At 52.7% G+C, this 17126-nt stretch carries 10 protein-coding genes; 6 read left to right on the top strand and 4 right to left on the bottom strand.

What is annotated here, in order from left to right; genetic code table 11:
• Positions 1–88 precede the first annotated feature (88 nt).
• The 3 genes from MKY86_RS18370 to MKY86_RS18380 form a co-directional block, all read right to left on the bottom strand.
• Positions 89–1093 (bottom strand): sensor histidine kinase, encoded by a 1005-nt coding sequence (locus tag MKY86_RS18370; RefSeq protein WP_076081714.1) that lies wholly within the window; start codon positions 1091–1093, stop codon positions 89–91.
• The gene (locus MKY86_RS18375; RefSeq protein ID WP_036733129.1) at positions 1090–1779 is read right to left on the bottom strand and encodes a response regulator transcription factor; all 690 of its coding nucleotides are present in this window, start codon (positions 1777–1779) and stop codon (positions 1090–1092) included. The genes MKY86_RS18370 and MKY86_RS18375 overlap by 4 nt, the downstream gene beginning before the upstream one ends.
• Before the next feature lie 249 nt (positions 1780–2028).
• Complete coding sequence (locus MKY86_RS18380) at positions 2029–3129, bottom strand: isochorismatase family protein (RefSeq protein WP_340827841.1); 1101 nt, start codon at positions 3127–3129, stop codon at positions 2029–2031.
• Positions 3130–3297: 168 nt separating this feature from the next.
• Between MKY86_RS18380 and MKY86_RS18385 the strand changes: the two genes are divergently transcribed.
• The 6 genes from MKY86_RS18385 (at position 3298) to MKY86_RS18410 (ending at position 9635) form a co-directional block, all read left to right on the top strand.
• A complete protein-coding gene (locus MKY86_RS18385) occupies positions 3298–3534 on the top strand; it encodes a DUF6199 family natural product biosynthesis protein (RefSeq protein WP_076081715.1) in 237 nt (78 codons plus the stop codon).
• A 78-nt stretch (positions 3535–3612) separates the two neighbouring features.
• Positions 3613–4125 (top strand): helix-turn-helix domain-containing protein, encoded by a 513-nt coding sequence (locus tag MKY86_RS18390; protein WP_076081716.1) that lies wholly within the window; start codon positions 3613–3615, stop codon positions 4123–4125.
• Between the two features lie 276 nt (positions 4126–4401).
• Positions 4402–5508, top strand: coding sequence for an ArsR family transcriptional regulator (locus MKY86_RS18395; RefSeq protein WP_076081717.1), 1107 nt, complete (start codon positions 4402–4404; stop codon positions 5506–5508).
• 29 nt (positions 5509–5537) lie between these two features.
• Positions 5538–7379, top strand: a complete 1842-nt coding sequence (locus tag MKY86_RS18400; RefSeq protein ID WP_076081718.1) for an ABC transporter ATP-binding protein — start codon at positions 5538–5540, stop codon at positions 7377–7379.
• Positions 7376–9217 (top strand): ABC transporter ATP-binding protein, encoded by a 1842-nt coding sequence (locus MKY86_RS18405; protein WP_076081719.1) that lies wholly within the window; start codon positions 7376–7378, stop codon positions 9215–9217. Before MKY86_RS18400 ends, MKY86_RS18405 begins: the two co-directional genes overlap by 4 nt.
• Positions 9218–9299: 82 nt before the next feature.
• A complete protein-coding gene (locus tag MKY86_RS18410; RefSeq protein WP_143803807.1) occupies positions 9300–9635 on the top strand; it encodes a hypothetical protein in 336 nt (111 codons plus the stop codon).
• 58 nt (positions 9636–9693) lie between these two features.
• On the opposite strand, the gene MKY86_RS18415 is transcribed toward MKY86_RS18410, so the two are convergent.
• A complete protein-coding gene (locus MKY86_RS18415) occupies positions 9694–17088 on the bottom strand; it encodes an S-layer homology domain-containing protein (protein ID WP_340827335.1) in 7395 nt (2464 codons plus the stop codon).
• Between the last annotated feature and the right edge of the window lie 38 nt (positions 17089–17126).

Consider the following 17126-nt stretch of genomic DNA (forward strand, 5'->3'; position numbering starts at 1 on the left):
CTCCTTTTCTATAGCTCTATCATAAGCGGGTGGATGATCATTTTCCTGCGCTTCGCCGAACAAATGGAACAGGCATGTGACACTATTGTCACATGCCTGTTAGCCGCTGAAAGTCATTCTCCCTTGGAAAAGTTAGCGTAAACACACTCCCCTGCCCAAGCACGGAAGCAGCGTGAAGTCTGATCTGCAGCGGCTCCGCAACCTGCCGGGTCAGATATAGCCCCATGCCGGTGGCTGCCCCCTCCTGGCGGAAGCGCGATGAGGTGAAGCCCCTATCATAGATGCGCGGCAGATCCCTGGGATCTATCCCCTGTCCGCTGTCTTCAATGACAAGCACGACATGGCCACCCTCTTCTCGGCTCCGGATGAGGATATCGGAGGCTTCGCTGTATTTCACGGCATTAGTCAGGAGCTGTCTGAGCATGAAGGCCAGCCATTTACCGTCTGTCAGCACGGTCTCGGCCTCAAGCTCTACGTCGAACCCGATGCGTTTGGAGATGCACCAGGATTTCAGTGCCCGGATCTCCTTGTTGAGTATCGGCGCGAGACTTACCTTCTCGATGAACAGATCATTACGGATGAAGGGAATCCGCTTCTGATGCAGCTGCTGGTCGAGCAGATGGTGAATCCGCAGCCATTCGTACATCATCTGTCTTTGCAGGGTCTCGTCCGGCAGGCGCTCTATCATGAGCTGCATGGCAGTCAGCGGGGTCTTGACCTCATGTATCCAGGCCAGCAGCTCGTCCTTCTCCGATTCCAGCAGTTGGACATTCATGAAGGATTCGCGCTTGTAGCGGTCCGTCTGGGCGCTTACCGCCTCATGGACCAGCCGCTCCATCGGACTACCGGGATCGAGGACCGCCTGCAGCTCATAGATCTGATCCCAGGAGGCAAGGCTCTTATAGAACCGGGTCTCCCGGGAATAGCGCAGAAAGACGAAGGCCAGGCAGAGCAGCGTATTGAGGAGTACAATGTACAGGATCGGCAGCAGCGGTATGGCAGAGTCAATAAAGGCCACGAAGATAATAATCAGCTGGAGGGCGGCCAGCAGGAGCAGCCAGCTCCGCTTCTCGGTGATGTATTTCCTTATCATTCTGCCGCCTCTTCAGTCGCCATATACCCTTGCCCCACCTTAGTCTCTATGTAGGCATCCAGACCGAGCGGCTCCAGCTTCTTGCGCAGCCGGTTCACGTTCACAGTCAGCGTATTATCGCTGACAAAATGCTCGTTGTCCCACAGGCTGGTGATGATCTCCTCACGTTCCACAATACTGTTCTTGCGCTCCAGCAGGATTTTGAGAATCATCATCTCATTCTTGGTCAGCAGGGCCGCTCCCCCGCTGCCCGTGACCGTATTCTTCACGAACTCAATCGCCGCTCCGCGCCAGGTCTTCAGCTCCGTGCCTTCCTTGGCGTAATTATAGACCCGGCGTAGGGTAGCCTGAATCTTGGCAATCAGCACCTCGAAATGGAACGGCTTCTGAATGAAATCATCGGCCCCAAGCTGCATCGACATCACCATATCGCTAGGATGGTCCCTGGAGGAGAGGAAAATAATCGGCACCTTGGAGTGGCTGCGCAGAATCCGGCACCAGTGGAAGCCGTCGAACTGCGGCAGCTGGATATCAATCACTACCAGGTCGGGCTTTACCTCCGAGAACTCCTGCAGTACCTTACCGAAATTTGTAATCCCGTACACCTCATAGGACCATTGGGCAAGCCTCTCCCTGATCTCCCCGAACAGGGTGATATCATCTTCGATTAGCATTATTTTGAACACAAAGGACTCTCCTTCAGAAGAAATACTATCGGACTATTATACTTCACATCGCTGAATTGACAAAGGTTGGGACATGTCCCTTCTTTCCTGGTCCAGAACCGCAGGGAGCTTCGATTTATCTTAAGTGTACCTCAAACCGCCGCAATCCGTTAAGTTGAAGATGTACAACGAGGAAACCGGGCAGGCAGCTCAAGAGTTCATCCTGAATACTGCATAGCCCGGCTTATTATGGAAGCTGTACCTTATGGCTTATTTCAATCCTGCTGCGATTTCTTCGCTAGTCCGGATACGTCCTATTCGCGGGAAGATCGTCCGGCAGACATAATCATGCTCTTCCCTTGTGCTTGCTGTCATCGCGTCCTCTGCGAATACTTGCTGATAGCCCAGCTGATAGGCTTCTCTGGCTGTAGTATCCACGCCAATGCTGGTGGAGATGCCGCAGAGTACCAGGCTCTGAATGCCGCGGCGGCGCAGCTGCAGGTCCAGATCGGTGCCGAAGAAGGCTCCCCATTGCCGTTTCGTAACCGTGTACGTATTCTTGAATCCGGCAAGATCCGGTACAATCTGATCCCAGCCTTCAGGATAATTCACCGGTGCTGCTACGGAATCGGTCACAGCTCTGACCATATCCCTGCCATCCAGGCTGGATACCCTGACAAGCACCACAAAGGCGCCTTTCTGTGTAAAAGCATCCACCAGCTTTACCGCATTCCCTATCACCTGATCAGCTGTATAAGGAGCAGCCTGACGGCCGCTTGCGGCGATGCGCAGCTGTACCAGCCCGGCCAGCTCCGGCAAGGTTACAGTAGTGCAGACATGCTCCTGCATGTACCCGATGAGCTTCTCAACCTTCAGGGAGGTGGAGAAATTCTGATGACTCCGCTTGTTGTTCTGGTAAATGGCAATCAGGAGCTGCTGCAGTGTTGTCTTCGCGGCAAATTCATATCCGGGCAGCTTGGCATTCCAGCCTTCAACCAGTCTGCTGAAGCTCTCTTCAATCTGATAATAATCCTTCAGATCCTGCGCGGTGTGCAGCGGGAGCGTCTCCGGCTGTTCTCCCAATGACCACTGTCCCTCCATCAGCTGGACCTGTGCATAACTGAAATGTACAGCCAAGAAGTAGATCGGGTCCTCCAGATCGAACTCTATCGAATGAAATACACCGGGGCGGATATAGAACAGCATTCCTGCCCTGAACGGATGCTTCTTATGGTCCACCATCACACTGCCCCGTCCCCCAATGACCAGGATCAGCTCATGATGATCAAGGGTCCGGGCAATCCGCTTCGAATAGGTCCGTGTATCCTTGAATCTTCTGAAGTTGCAGTAATGGATATGAAAAAAAAAGATTGCTGATGTTCATTTGTCCCTCCGTATGTCCAAGTTCAATCTATATAGTATAACAATGCGCTTCACTCGCTAGTTCAGTGCATTCATTTTTGCTTATTATAAAACTTTCCTAAGCTAAGTGACGTATTAGTTATTAACGGCTGAAATTTTGAACATACAGGGGAGCTGATGATCATCGGAACTTTTGATGGAATTATCATATTGCTGTTCGGAATCGGAATCAATGCGTTTGGACTATATGTCCGCCGGAATCCCACCTTCACCTGGCAGGCGAGTGAGAGCTGGAAAACGAAGGGCGACGGGGAGCCTAGTGACGCCTATATCAGCTCCATGCGCTTCAGAGGGGCAGTTGCCCTATGGATTGGATCCTTCGTTATGGTAATGGGGATATTGAACCTGTTGTAGCACTCCCTTATAACGGAGCAGCTTCCTTCATCTTCGTCATAGTCATTACGGTGATCGGTTTCCGGCATTGACTACATCATGCTGTATATCAAGCCTGCCCGGATGGCAGAAATTCTGGGCAAACAGGAATTGCGTTTCACCGCTCCTATCGTATATGACAGGGAGCTGGCGCAGAGTATCTGTAATCTCAGTCACGCTGTCCAGAGCGGGGCCGACGAGTCACTGGGCAGCGAAATGCTTATTCAGTTGGTTAGCCTCTTGTCCCATACGGAAATACAGACCGCGCAGCGGATTGACAATGCTTTTGTCGCCAAAGCCAAAGAAATGATGTACTTCAGCCTGGACCACGTACTGAACCTCGGCGACCTTGCGCGGGAGTTCAACCGGTCCAAATACCAGTTCATCCGCGAGTTCAAAGCCCATACCGGAACCTCACCCTATCAATTCTTCCTGAACTGCAAGGTCGAGCATGCCGGACAGTTCATCGAGAAGAATAAGGAGATCTATGCCGCTGTGGCCGAATTCGGCTTCACGGACCTGACCCATCTGAACCGGCATTTTAAAAGCGTCTTCCGCAATTACAGCTTATGAGTATATGTCGCAGTTGACATAACTGTTCCCTGTCTCCTCTTTAAAACTCTTCCAAAGCCGCAACTCGGCGGTCGAACTGACTCATCCAAGTCCTGTGTAGGACTTCCGGTGAGGCAGTTTTTTGGCGTTCCACCCGTTAGCTGAATGAAACTCATCTAATTCCTACTTTACAAACTCCTGTTTTTAGCTTATTTTAACATTAAGTAAATATTGAATGTTGCTTATAAATAATTAATATTCAATTTTTTTAACATAAAGTATAAACGGGAGGAACAAATGAACTATTCTTTGCAAGAGACACTACTGAAAAATATCCGTTTTGCGTACAACGAGGCGATTGAGTTTATTGTTTCCATGGGAATGTTGGCCTGTGAGGATCAGCTGGCAGATCTGGCAGCGGAGTATAAAATCGAAATTGATGAGCTGCTGGGGACTTATTTTGAAGATGCCCGAAAGTTATTGTCACCTCATTTCACTCGTGAGCTGATGTTTTTTTTCCGTCACAACTTTTTTCATAATGCTCTGGATTTCCCGCTATATGAATCTGCCTGTTCCTACCCAGAAGCGCAGACTGCCGAAGAATGGATCAACCGACTGGAGGATAGCCCTGCTGAGCATATCGTTTCAGAGATGGTATATGGCGTCTACCACGATAATTTGGAGGCATTGCTGAAGGGCAACGATTGGGAGGTGGTCAAAAAGGATCTCAATAAACTCTTAGAACTTGCTTCGGACACGCAACCTCAGCCTGAGGTGGTAGAAGCCCATGGTCCGCTGCTTGAATGCCTTGCGCGTCCGCAAGAAACCAAGCTGCGTTACATACAGCTCCTGCGGCAATTCCATCAGGATGTTTTCATTCACTGGAAAGACCGGATTCAAGCAATCTCTGAACAGGCCACACTCCGATATGAGGCCCAGTTCCGCAGTAATCCGGAGGTTTTTATTCGTGAACTTCATAAGAATGAGCCTGCACTCTTTGACTTCCCTGCCACCTTCCATGTCAGCTTTGTTTCGCAGGTGAACAACAGCTTCTACAATTTCCATACGGAAACCGGGCTGATAGGCTGGGTCATCTTCGGCATACACAATGACCGCGTATACGGACCCGTTGCCGACCGGGAGAAGACCGAGCTGTTCCTCAAGGCCTTCTCGGATAAACGGCGTCTGGATCTCCTGCTTCTGCTCAAACAGCGGCCGCACTATGGTAAGGAAATCGCAACTGCGCTTGGCATCACACCTGCAGCTGTGAATTATCATGCCAACTTCCTATTTTTCTTGGATCTTCTGGACATCGAACGGGTAGATCACCGCCTGTATTACGTGCTCAGAACCGATACTTTGCGCAATCTGCTTGCCTTAACAACAAAAGTCATGCTGGATTAAGACCCAATTATTAACTGGAGGGGTTCCCCTTGGATCGGACCACTAATACCGGAGCAGTACCACTAGATAAACAGCCCGCCGCTGCCCAAAATATCTTTATCCGTTTGCTGAAGCTAGGCAAACCTTATACTGGCTGGTATATCATCCTGTGTTTTATTGCAGCCATCATCTCACTTACAAGCGTAGGTATAGCTGAAATTCTACGGCGTATTATTAATGCGGCTACACACCATGACACTTCCGGTCTTGCAGCCGCGATGACTCTTGCCGTTGTCATTATAGTTATTGATGCTGGAGTCCACTTTCTGAATACATATCTCTCAGGACTGCTGGAGATCAAATCCACCTCCAGGCTTCAGGTCTCACTGCTGACAAGATTGATGAACGTTCAGATGAAAGAGCTAGACCGTTATCATTCCGCCGATCTGATCAGCCGGATGAACGATTCTGTACCAGCCGCCCAGCAAGGAATGAACAGGAAGACCATCGAACTGATCAGCAATCTATTGCAAATCGCATTTCTGCTGACTTATCTTCTGTCTCTGCAGTTTGTTCTAACCTTGGGTACTATACTCATCTGTTCGCTGGTCCCGCTGGTCATGCTTCCCTTTACCTTCCGGCTTCGCAAGATGAATGAGCAGCGCCAGAGTATCGAGAGCGAACAACAGGCATTCGTTCAGGATTCGATACAGGGCGCTGAGGTCGTGCGTGCCTTCTCCCTTGCTTCCCGCCTGCTAGGGCAGTTCAACCATAGAGTCCGACAATTTAACACCGTTCACTTGTCAGTATCACGAGTTGAAGCCGTAGGCTACAATATGCCTCTGGCTGTTACCCTCGGCGGATTGCTCTATGTCCTCTCTTATGGTGGCTACCTGGTAGTCGGAGGCCGGCTTGATGTAGGGGCCGTTGCCGCTTTTCTTATCTGTTTTGAGCAAATTTCTAACCCGATATCCAAGCTTGCCAATCTATGGACTGAATTACAAGCTTCACTGGCACAAGGTAAACGTTTATTTGAGATTATGGATCTGCCCTTAGAAGGCGAGAGGCCGGCTAATACAGACGCTGCAGACCAGCACCCTGAAGCATGGACTGAAGATAATCAGCCTGTAGCCGGTCAGTTGCCCCTTATATTCCGTAATGTCACCTTCGGGTACGGACAACACAATGTATTATCCGGCATCCATCTGCGGATTGAGCCCGGAAAGGTAACTGCCTTTGCAGGTGCCAGCGGCAGCGGCAAGAGCACCATTCTTCAGCTAATGCTTGCAGCTTATGTGCCTGATGGAGGGAGCATTCATCATGGCGGCATGCCTTTACATACGATTCCACCGCATAGCTGGCGCAGACATATCGCCTACGTATCCCAGGAGCCTTATCTATTCTCCGGTACACTATACGAGAATATTGCCTGGGGGCGACCCGAAGCGTCACGTGAAGAGGTTATCTCTGCTGCCAATAATGCGGGTATCCACAAGTTCATTATGGGAACCCCCCTGCAATATGAGACGACTATCGGTGAAAGGGGGCTTACTTTATCAGGGGGTGAACGTCAGCGGCTATCCATTGCCCGGGCCTTCGTCCGTGAACCAGGGCTGTTGCTGCTTGATGAGCCTACCGCTGCCCTTGACAGCCATAATGAGGAGGTTGTTCAGCAGGCTTTGCAGGTGCTGATGATGAACCGGACCACGGTGGTGATTGCCCATCGGCTGTCAACCATCAGGCATGCGGATCATATTTACTTCATGGAAGCAGGAGCGATTGTTGAACAAGGAACCCATGGGGAGCTGATGGCCATGCAAGGCAAGTACCAAGCCATGGCCCAGGCAGGTGTCCAGACAGAGGTGATTGCCGGAGGAGGATTACAAAAATGAATGATAATTCATCTTTAACTAGCCGAATCCGGCTTCGGGAAGCGCTCAAGCGGCTATTCCCTTATGTCAAGCCATACCGGCTCGGATTTCTGACAGCTGTGGTATTGCTCACAGCCAAGCTTGCCCTGGATGTCGGGTTTGCCACGATTCAGCAGGTTTTCATTGATACTATTAACAATACCGATATGCTGTCCTTGACAAGGATAACCGTAATTTGTTCCCTGGCTTGTCTAGTGACTATCATCTGTCTTATGCTGCAGCATTACCTCCGCTTCACCGTTCACAGCCGTATGTCCTGGGATTTCCGGGCAAAGCTTTTTGATACCAGTCATCGGCTGCCTTACAGCCAGCTGGAAGCTATGCACTCCGGCGATCTGACCTCTCGTAATACTAAGGATGTGGGTGCAGCCATGGGAATGATCAGTAGTCTGGTTTACGATCTGGGTTATAATCTATTGCTCTGCTTGGTAGCATTTCTGTACTTAGCCAATATGGATGTATGGCTCGCACTGCTTGCACTTGGCACGGGACCCGTGGTCTTTCTGTCAGGACGTTTCTTTGACCGCAAACTGCGCAAGCTGTTCACGCAGATCTATGCCCAGGAAGCCCTGTTACGGGGAATTCTGCAGGAGACTACCCAAGGGATGAAGGTCGTCCGTTCATTTTCACTGGAGAATATGCTGCTCAGCAGGTATGCCACTGAACGCGGAAAGCTGAACCAGCTTCAAAAGCAAAGAACCCTGCTGAATGCCCTGCTCTGGCATTCTTCCGCTTTCATCAACAACGCTGTAATGATCAGCTGTGCTGTACTTATTGCAAGATCAGCGATGCGGGGAGAGACCACAGCAGGTGAAGTGCTTGCCTTCATCCTCCTGATGGGACGAGTTCAATGGCCGTTCGTCGAAATGTCGCAGACCTGGGGCGGGGTACAAGAATCACTCGGTGCAGCTGATCGTGTATTTGAAATTCTTGATGCTACTCTGGAAGGTGAAGTCTCTACATACAGTAACCGCTTCTCTTCCCCTGGAGAAGTTGCCATTGCTGAGGAGAGTGTATTAAGTATACAAGGGCTGTGCTATAGCTTCGCTGGGCCGCAGTCCAAGGAGAGGGCCGGCTTATCAGAGATTAATCTCCAGCTAAAGCATGGCGAGACCGTCGCTATTGTCGGACCAAGCGGCTCGGGTAAAACAACCCTAGTGCGCTTATGCTGCGGACTGTACGAACCGCAAGCCGGTAGTATCAGCGTGTGCGGTAATGCCGTAAACGGTCAGTTGGAAGAGGCCCGCCGGATGATCTCCTATGTACCGCAGAACCCCTACTTATTCGCCGGCAGTATCCGGGAGAATATTGCATTCAGCGTGGTTGAGGCAAGTGACGGGGAGATACGAGAAGCCGCCCGTTTGGCAGGTGCAGATGAATTTATCATGCGCCTGCCGGAAGGCTATGACACGATGATTGGTGAACATGGCTCCTCCTTATCCGGTGGTCAAAGGCAACGCCTGGCCATCGCCAGAGCATTCCTGCGTAATGCACCGCTCCTGCTGCTGGATGAAGCCACATCAGCACTTGATAATGAGTCCGAACGGCTGGTGCAGCAATCACTCGAACGGCTAATGACAGACAGGACCACCCTCGTGATAGCCCACCGATTGTCAACGGTACGGGATGCCTCACGGATTATAGTTCTTGACCAGGGGACCATCGCCGAAGAAGGGACACATGATGCACTTCTGGAGCACAACGGACTCTATGCTAGCCTCTACCATAAACAATTCAGCTCTACAGAGGCCGGGACCATGGGTTCGGCACTACTAACAGAATCTCTTACTGCAGAATGACTCGAAGTCTATCAACATTCCTCCTTTGGAAATTTATCTATTTACCCGGGACATAATCGACCCGCTCCTCCGGACATCTGTAATGATCTTGGTAACGGATACTTATGCTAATTCGCTGAACCGAACGAAAAAACTCCCCTTTGAAACGGTCATGCTGATCCTGATCTTCATGGGCGGTAACAGCCTCTATAAGGAATTGCTGGAATCGATTTTCTGGCCATGCAAGAGAACCTATTTTACCCGATTTCCTTTCGGGCAGTTCGTTTCCTCCTGCCCAGTGGCGCTTATGAAACCTTCATTACCAATCTGTTCGCATGAACATTTTTTGAAGTGGATCTTCCAACCGCTTTTTCTTCCTTACACCAAAAACAAAACGGCATGGGGTTTTTCCCCACACCGTTTTGGATTCCGTTTTTAATTCCAAACTTATCTTTAATTATCTTAATGACATTGAGGGCAGCCCTTCCTTTATAAGCTTACTGCTTGATAATCATCTCGCCGCCTTCCGGCCGGCTTGTATAGCTATGATCCTGAGAAGCTTCCTCGATCTGATGGAACGCCCAGTGGCTCGTCGGCACATCCGTCCATACTGGTATGCTCTCACCGTATAGCGGTCCTCTTTCCAAGATACGGTTAAACACAGTAACTCCCTCAGCACGGGTCAAGGCTTTGTTCGGCTGGAAGCTGCCATCCAGCATCCCTTCCATATAACCAGCCTCTTTCGTTTGGCCGATTGCCTTCTCCGCCCAATGACCAAGAGCGTCGTTATAGCTGTGTTCTCCTGTACCTGAGAGTGCTTTCCAGCGCGCAATGATGACTGCTATTTCCGCTCTTGTGATGCTCTGCTCCGGTCTGAAGCTTCCATCGGTCATGCCCTTCATAAGTCCGGCAGCAGTAACCTGACGAATGGCTTCTGCGGCCCAGTGGCTGCCTGCTACATCCGAATAACGGGCTGCTTTCCCTGTACCCTGCAACTCCAGCACCCGGTACAGAATCATGGCTACCTGCGCCCGGGTCATCGCGTTCTCCGGCTTAAACGTTCCGTCCGGCATGCCCACCATATAAGCTTGGTGGCTTTCGGCACCCCCGTTATCCAGATTAAGAATGGTGAAGGTGCTGAACTTCCCGATGGTGAAGGTCAGGCCCAGCTTGTTGTCTCCATACGTTACAATTGCGGGCTTCACCAATTCCCGTTCTCCGTCACTGTGCTCAATGAACACAGCCAGCTTCGACAGATAAGCTTCCCTTGCACTTGCCTCTGCCGGTACATGACTGCTGTCGAGCGGCAGGGTGATTGTTACCGGGCGGCTGGTCATATTGGTCTCAATCGTAATTGGACGATCCACCACGTAGACGTTGCCGTTGTTCAGTGCCTTCCGGACAATCTCCTCTGTTCTAGCCCGTTCTTCTACCTGCTTGCGCTCGCTTTCCTGTTTGACAGGAATCAGGTGGAAATACAGATTCGGGTTCAGGCCGCTGAGCGAGGCATTCGGAATGGTAATCATGCCGTTGTCAGTATAGATTTCCAGGTTTAGACCAGCTTCTTGTACAGCCTTCACTGCCGCATCCGGCAACTCCACACGGACATCTTTTACGATATCCTGTTTGTCCGGAATAACAATACGTACGCTTGGCGAATGGGCAGCCAAGGTCTTTTCAACCGCTTCAAGAGCTTTGGCCGTTGTAAACGTCACTTTATCGCTCTTGCTGCCATCGTTGTTTGTCGTTCTTTCGATTTCTGTTTTGACAACAATTCCATAGCCTATGGCCTCAACATCTACTGTTATTCTCTCTATTACCGGCAGGGCCGGTGTAGGTGTGTTAGAAGGGACATAAGGCGTCTGGGAAGGCTCAGTAGGCTCAAAAGGTGCGGATTGGCGTCTCACGGTAACCGTGTACGTTTTTTCGCTGCCGTCCGTTTCCCGAACTACGATGGTTACGGTATTATCGCCTACATTCAGTGTCACCGCAGCACTTGCTTGCCCTGTCCCGGCAGCCTGGCCGTTAACCGTAATGGCCGCGTCCGGATGAGCGGCTGCCAATGTCAGTTGAAGCTCGGAGACATTGTACTCCACATTAAGACTGTATTCGTACACACTCGCCGTCACATTGGGTTGAATCACACCTGCAGATGGCGTAATGCTTGCCAGACCGCTCTTCGGAACCAATGCCCGGTAAGCCGCCTGCAATGCTTCCAGTGCTGCGTCCACTTCGGCCTGCGTGGCAGTAGCACTTGCCAGTACTGCTTGCGCGTCGGTCAGTATGGACTCGTAGCTCGTCCAGCTTGCTGACGTGTAGGTCTCCTTGTCCAGAATAGCGGACAAGTCCACTCCTGCTTGCAGCTTGCTCTTATCCACTACTGGCACCACTGGCTTCAGCACCAGTGCTTCACGCGCTGCCGTCAGCTCCGCCAGTGCCGTGTCCACCTCGGCCTGCGTGGCCGTCGCGTTACCCAGTACCGCTTGCGCGGTGGTCAGCTTGGACTCGTAATTCGTCCAGCTTCCAGGTGTGTAGTCTTCCTCATCCAGCTCGGAAGACAAATTCACTTCCGCTTGAAGCTTGCTCTTATCCACCACTGGCTTCAGCACCAGCGCTTCACGCGCTGCCGTCAGCTCCGCCAGTGCCGTGTCCACTTCCGCTTGTGTAGCCGTGGAACTCGTAAGCACCGCTTGCGCAGTCGTCAGCTTGGACTTGTAACTCGTCCAGCTTCCAGGTGTGTAGTCTTCCTCATCCAATGTGGAAGACAAATCCACTTCCGCTTGCAGCTTGCTCTTGTCCACCACCGGCTTCAGCACCAGTGCTTCACGCGCTGCAGTTAGCTCTGCCAGCGCCGTGTCTACTTCGGCTTGCGTGGCCGTGGCGTTACCCAGCACCGCTTGCGCGGTGGTCAGCTTGGACGCGTAACTCGTCCAGCTTCCAGTTGTGTAGTCTTCCTCATCCAGCGTGGAAGACAAGTTCACTTCCGCTTGCAGCTTGCTCTTGTCCACCACTGGCTTCAGCACCAGTGCTTCACGCGCTGCCGTCAGCTCCGCCAGTGCCGTGTCCACTTCGGCCTGCGTGGCCGTCGCACTCACAAGCACCGCTTGCGTGGTGGTCAGCTTGGACTCGTAATTCGTCCAGCTTCCAGGTGTGTAGTCTTCCTCATCCAATGTGGAAGACACATCCACTTCCGCTTGAAGCTTGCTCTTGTCCACCACTGGCTTCAGCACCAGTGCTTCACGCGCTGCCGTCAGCTCCGCCAGTGCCGTGTCCACCTCGGCCTGCGTGGCCGTCGCGTTACCCAGTACCGCTTGCGCGGTGGTCAGCTTGGACTCGTAATTCGTCCAGCTTCCAGGTGTGTAGTCTTCCTCATCCAATGTGGAAGACACATCCACTTCCGCTTGAAGCTTGCTCTTATCCACCACTGGCTTCAGCACCAGTGCTTCAAGCGCTGCGGTCAGCTCCGTCAGTGCTGTGTCCACTTCGGCTTGCGTAGCCGTCGGACTGCCCAGCACTGCCTGCGCGGTGGTCAGCTTGGACGCGTAGTCCGTCCAGCTTCCAGGTGTGTAGTCTTCCTCATCCAGCGTGGAACACAGATCCACTTCCGCTTGCAGCTTGCTCTTATCCACCACTGGCTTCAGCACCAGCGCTTCACGCGCTGCGGTCAGCTCCGCCAGTGCCGTGTCCACTTCGGCCTGCGTGGCCGTCGCACTCACAAGCACCGCTTGCGCGGTAGTCAGCTTGGACTCGTAACTCGTCCAGCTTCCAGGTGTGTAGTCTTCCTCATCCAATGTGGAAGACACATCCACTTCCGCTTGAAGCTTGCTCTTATCCACCACTGGTTTCAGCACCAGCGCTTCACGCGCTGCGGTCAGCTCCGCCAGTGCCGTGTCCACCTCGGCCTGCGTGGCCGTGGCGTTACCCAGTACCGCTTGCGCGGTGGTCAGCTTGGACTCGTAATTCGTCCAGCTTCCAGTGGTGTAGTCTTCCTCAACCAGCGTGGAAGACACATCCACTTCCGCCTGAAGCTTGCTCTTGTCTGGCTTCAGCACCAGTGCATCACGCGCTGCCGTCAGCTCCGCCAGTGCCATGTCCACCTCGGCCTGCGTGGCCGTGGCGTTACCCAGTACCGCTTGCGCGGTGGTCAGCTTGGACGCGTAACTCGTCCAGCTTCCAGTTGTGTAGTCTTCCTCATCCAGCGTGGAAGACAAGTTCACTTCCGCTTGCAGCTTGCTCTTGTCCACCACCGGCTTCAGCACCAGTGCTTCACGCGCTGCCGTCAGCTCCGCCAGTGCCGTGTCCACTTCGGCCTGCGTGGCCGTCGCACTCACAAGCACCGCTTGCGTGGTGGTCAGCTTGGACTCGTAATTCGTCCAGCTTCCAGGTGTGTAGTCTTCCTCATCCAATGTGGAAGACAAATCCACTTCCGCTTGAAGCTTGCTCTTGTCCACCACTGGCTTCAGCACCAGTGCTTCACGCGCTGCCGTCAGCTCCGCCAGTGCCGTGTCCACCTCGGCCTGCGTGGCCGTCGCGTTACCCAGTACCGCTTGCGCGGTGGTCAGCTTGGACTCGTAATTCGTCCAGCTTCCAGGTGTGTAGTCTTCCTCATTCAATGTGGAAGACACATCCACTTCCGCTTGAAGCTTGCTCTTATCTACCACTGGCTTCAGCACCAGTGCTTCACGCGCTGCGGTCAGCTCCGCCAGTGCCGTGTCCACTTCCGCTTGTGTAGCCGTGGAACTCGTAAGCACCGCTTGCGCAGTCGTCAGCTTGGACTCGTAGCTCGTCCAGCTTCCAGGTGTGTAGTCTTCCTCAACCAGCGTGGAAGACTGATCCACTTCCGCTTGCAGCTTGCTCTTGTCCACCACCGGCTTCAGCACCAGTGCTTCACGCGCTGCAGTTAGCTCTGCCAGCGCCGTGTCCACTTCCGCTTGTGTAGCCGTGGAACTCGTAAGCACCGCTTGCGCAGTCGTCAGCTTGGACTCGTAGCTCGTCCAGCTTCCAGGTGTGTAGTCTTCCTCAACCAGCGTGGAAGACTGATCCACTTCCGCTTGCAGCTTGCTCTTGTCTGGTTTCAGCACCAGCGCTTCACGCGCTGCGGTCAGTTCCGCCAGTGCCGTGTCCACTTCGGCCTGCGTGGCCGTCGCGTTACCGAGCACCGCTTGCGCGGTGGTCAGCTTGGACGCGTAACTCGTCCAGCTTCCAATGGTGTAGTCTTCCTCATCCAGCTCGGAAGACAAATCAACTTCCGCTTGCAGCTTGCTCTTGTCCACCACTGGCTTCAGCACCAGTGCTTCACGCGCTGCCGTCAGCTCCGCCAGTGCCGTGTCCACTTCGGCCTGCGTGGCCGTCGCACTCACAAGCACCGCTTGCGCGGTGGTCAGCTTGGACTCGTAACTCGTCCAGCTTCCAGGTGTGTAGTCTTCCTCATCCAATGTGGAAGACAAATCCACTTCCGCTTGCAGCTTGCTCTTGTCTGGTTTCAGCACCAGCGCTTCACGCGCTGCGCTTAGCTCTGCCAGAGCCGCGTCCACTTCGGCTTGCGTGGCCGTCGCACTTGCCAGCACCGCTTGCGCGGTGGTCAGCTTGGACTCGTAACTCGTCCAGCTTCCAGGTGTGTAGTCTTCCTCATCCAATGTGGAAGACAAATTCACTTCCGCTTGCAGCTTGCTCTTATCCACCAGAGTAATTGTTTTGGAGGCCATGTTGGTTTTTCCGTTTTTGGCCGAAGTCACTTCTACCGTGTATTTGCCATACGGCAGTGCCACTTCCGGCTTAAAGCTCCATGTGCCATCCGCATTCACAGTAACTGCGGGAGTCCCGATGGTTTGACCGTCCTCATCTTTGATGACTGCCGTTACTGTAGCTCCAGGATCTGTCGTTCCCTGGAACTCCGGCTTGGGATCGGTTACCGTCTCCCCGCCCGGAGCTGTGATCTCAATTGCGGGCACGGGAAGATTAACCGTAATCCCCTTGGTGGCAACTGCAGATTTCACACCTTTGATTGCTGTCGCCTCAACGGTGTACTCCCCATCGTGTAAGTCGCTGCCCGGGGTGAACGACCATGTCCCGTCCGCTTCAACGACAGCATTTCCGCCTGCGCCAGTTACGATCTGTCCATCTTTATCCCTGATTACAATTGCTACCGCAGAACCCTCTTCAGCCTCTCCTGTAATCTCAGGTTTAGGTACATTGACCGTACTTCCCGCAGGCTGGGTGATCTTAAGTGAATCAATGAATTGATCCCTTGGACTCACCGTAAACGGCTTAGCAGGAGCTCCGTAAGTGCTCTTGAGCGAACCCGTGCCATCATAGGCTACGTTAACCGTTTTCCCTTTAACATCCGTTCCCTCAGGCAGTGTCAAAATCAGCTTCTTGGAATCGGCAGAGTCCACTCTGTAGGTGAGGCTGCCTATAGGCACGGCTGTGCCTCCAATCTGAACACTGAAGCCTGCCAAATTGCCCGTGGTCATCTCCTGGTCGAAGGCCAGCACGATCTCATGCCCATCCTCCGCAATTTGTTCCAGCAGTGCATACTGAAGCTCAGGAGCCTCTGCTGCAAAAGTGAAGTATTGTCCATCCTTCAACGTCAATTTGACAGCATAATGAGCTGCATTGCCAAGCTGGATCGGATTTAGAGCATACTCAGTAGCTTGTGAGAAATCGGTGTCGCTGTCACTCACCAACAGCTTTACCTTTTCCGGTGCAGCCGCAGCAGGGATAGCGATCTCCACCTCTCCCACATCTCCATTATTCTGAACCTTCCAGATCCGCTGGGCCTGATACCAATCCGTCGAGCCACGCTGCTCAGTGAACTTAAGCAGCTTGCCGTTATCTCCCCAGATCAGGTATTGCCCGTCCGCAAGCAAGGCCGTATTTCCGCTGTTGGCTTCAGCAAGCCCGCCCAGACCGATCGCCACCTGTGTGTCTTTATTAATGCTTCGGCTCTGCTTCTGGTCCAGCTCCTCCAGAATGTCTTTGCCAAGGCCCGCCACATTGTGATGATACGCCGCGTTGGCCGTCTTGCTCCACAGAAGAGTACCATCCGTACCAATGTAGTCATGGTCTAAGGTGATGCCGTATTTTACAGCCAGATACGTTTCAATCTTCGCTGCATCAGCACTTGTGATCGTGTCATATAAAATAATTTCGGCTACTTCCGCATTAAGTCCGGACCAGTTATACTGAGCGGACGCATTTGTAGCTCCAATAGACGGGGTAAAGGAGAAGGCTGGAAAAACACTCCTTGTAACAGTTGTATTCTTCCCGTCAATACTGGCGGTATGGCCCGGTGCTCCTATTTGATAATTTACAAGCTGGTGCCTGTCCCGTATCGTCGAAGCGACATAAGAGTATACATTTGCTTCACCCGGACCTGTACTTACGCTATTACCGTAGCCGCCCATCACAATTACACCGTTAGAGGGCTTCTGGTCTGAGCTGCCAACGAGAGCCCCTGCACTTCCATCCTCCGGCCATTTGTACACCGTGTACCCAGAGCGGAATGTGATCGCTTTGTCACCCAGCAGCTTCGCCGACGAATTATAATGATATGCGCTTAAAGGATTGGCAAACTTCACACTCGGATTAAAATTTACTCCGCTTTCATTGTACTGCGGAACTTTTGCCCCATTAGGAAGGTCGAGCGTGAACGCCACAGGGTTAGGAGAACGATCCTGCCAGCCTGTCAATCCTCCATGTGCAGCTGCCGCCCCATCATTGGCCTTCAGCCATAAGACCGGCTCCTGAATGCTCCCGCCCGGAGTACCGCTGGCCGCTTCTGCCTTCGACAGTGCACCTGCCGCCGAGAAACCGCTGGCCACCAGTGTCAGCGACAGCAAGGCTTTTGCCGGCCTGCTCCACCAGCCTTTTCGTTTTGCATGAGATTCCATTGTTAACTTTCCGCCCCTTCTATAGTCCTTGTCTACAA

Origin of the sequence: Paenibacillus sp. FSL R7-0333, assembly GCF_038000365.1 — a bacterium.
Taxonomy (GTDB): Bacteria; Bacillota; Bacilli; order Paenibacillales; family Paenibacillaceae; genus Paenibacillus_AQ; species Paenibacillus_AQ silagei.

What these genes read in the sequence shown, in the direction of transcription:
- MKY86_RS18370 (WP_076081714.1), bottom strand. Translation starts at nt 1,093, where the DNA reads ATGATAAGGAAATACATCACCGAGAAGCGGAGCTGGCTGCTCCTGCTG.
- MKY86_RS18415 (WP_340827335.1), bottom strand. Translation starts at nt 17,088, where the DNA reads ATGGAATCTCATGCAAAACGAAAAGGCTGGTGGAGCAGGCCGGCAAAA.
- MKY86_RS18405 (WP_076081719.1), top strand. Translation starts at nt 7,376, where the DNA reads ATGAATGATAATTCATCTTTAACTAGCCGAATCCGGCTTCGGGAAGCG.
- MKY86_RS18395 (WP_076081717.1), top strand. Translation starts at nt 4,402, where the DNA reads ATGAACTATTCTTTGCAAGAGACACTACTGAAAAATATCCGTTTTGCG.
- MKY86_RS18385 (WP_076081715.1), top strand. Translation starts at nt 3,298, where the DNA reads ATGATCATCGGAACTTTTGATGGAATTATCATATTGCTGTTCGGAATC.
- MKY86_RS18390 (WP_076081716.1), top strand. Translation starts at nt 3,613, where the DNA reads ATGCTGTATATCAAGCCTGCCCGGATGGCAGAAATTCTGGGCAAACAG.
- MKY86_RS18410 (WP_143803807.1), top strand. Translation starts at nt 9,300, where the DNA reads ATGATCTTGGTAACGGATACTTATGCTAATTCGCTGAACCGAACGAAA.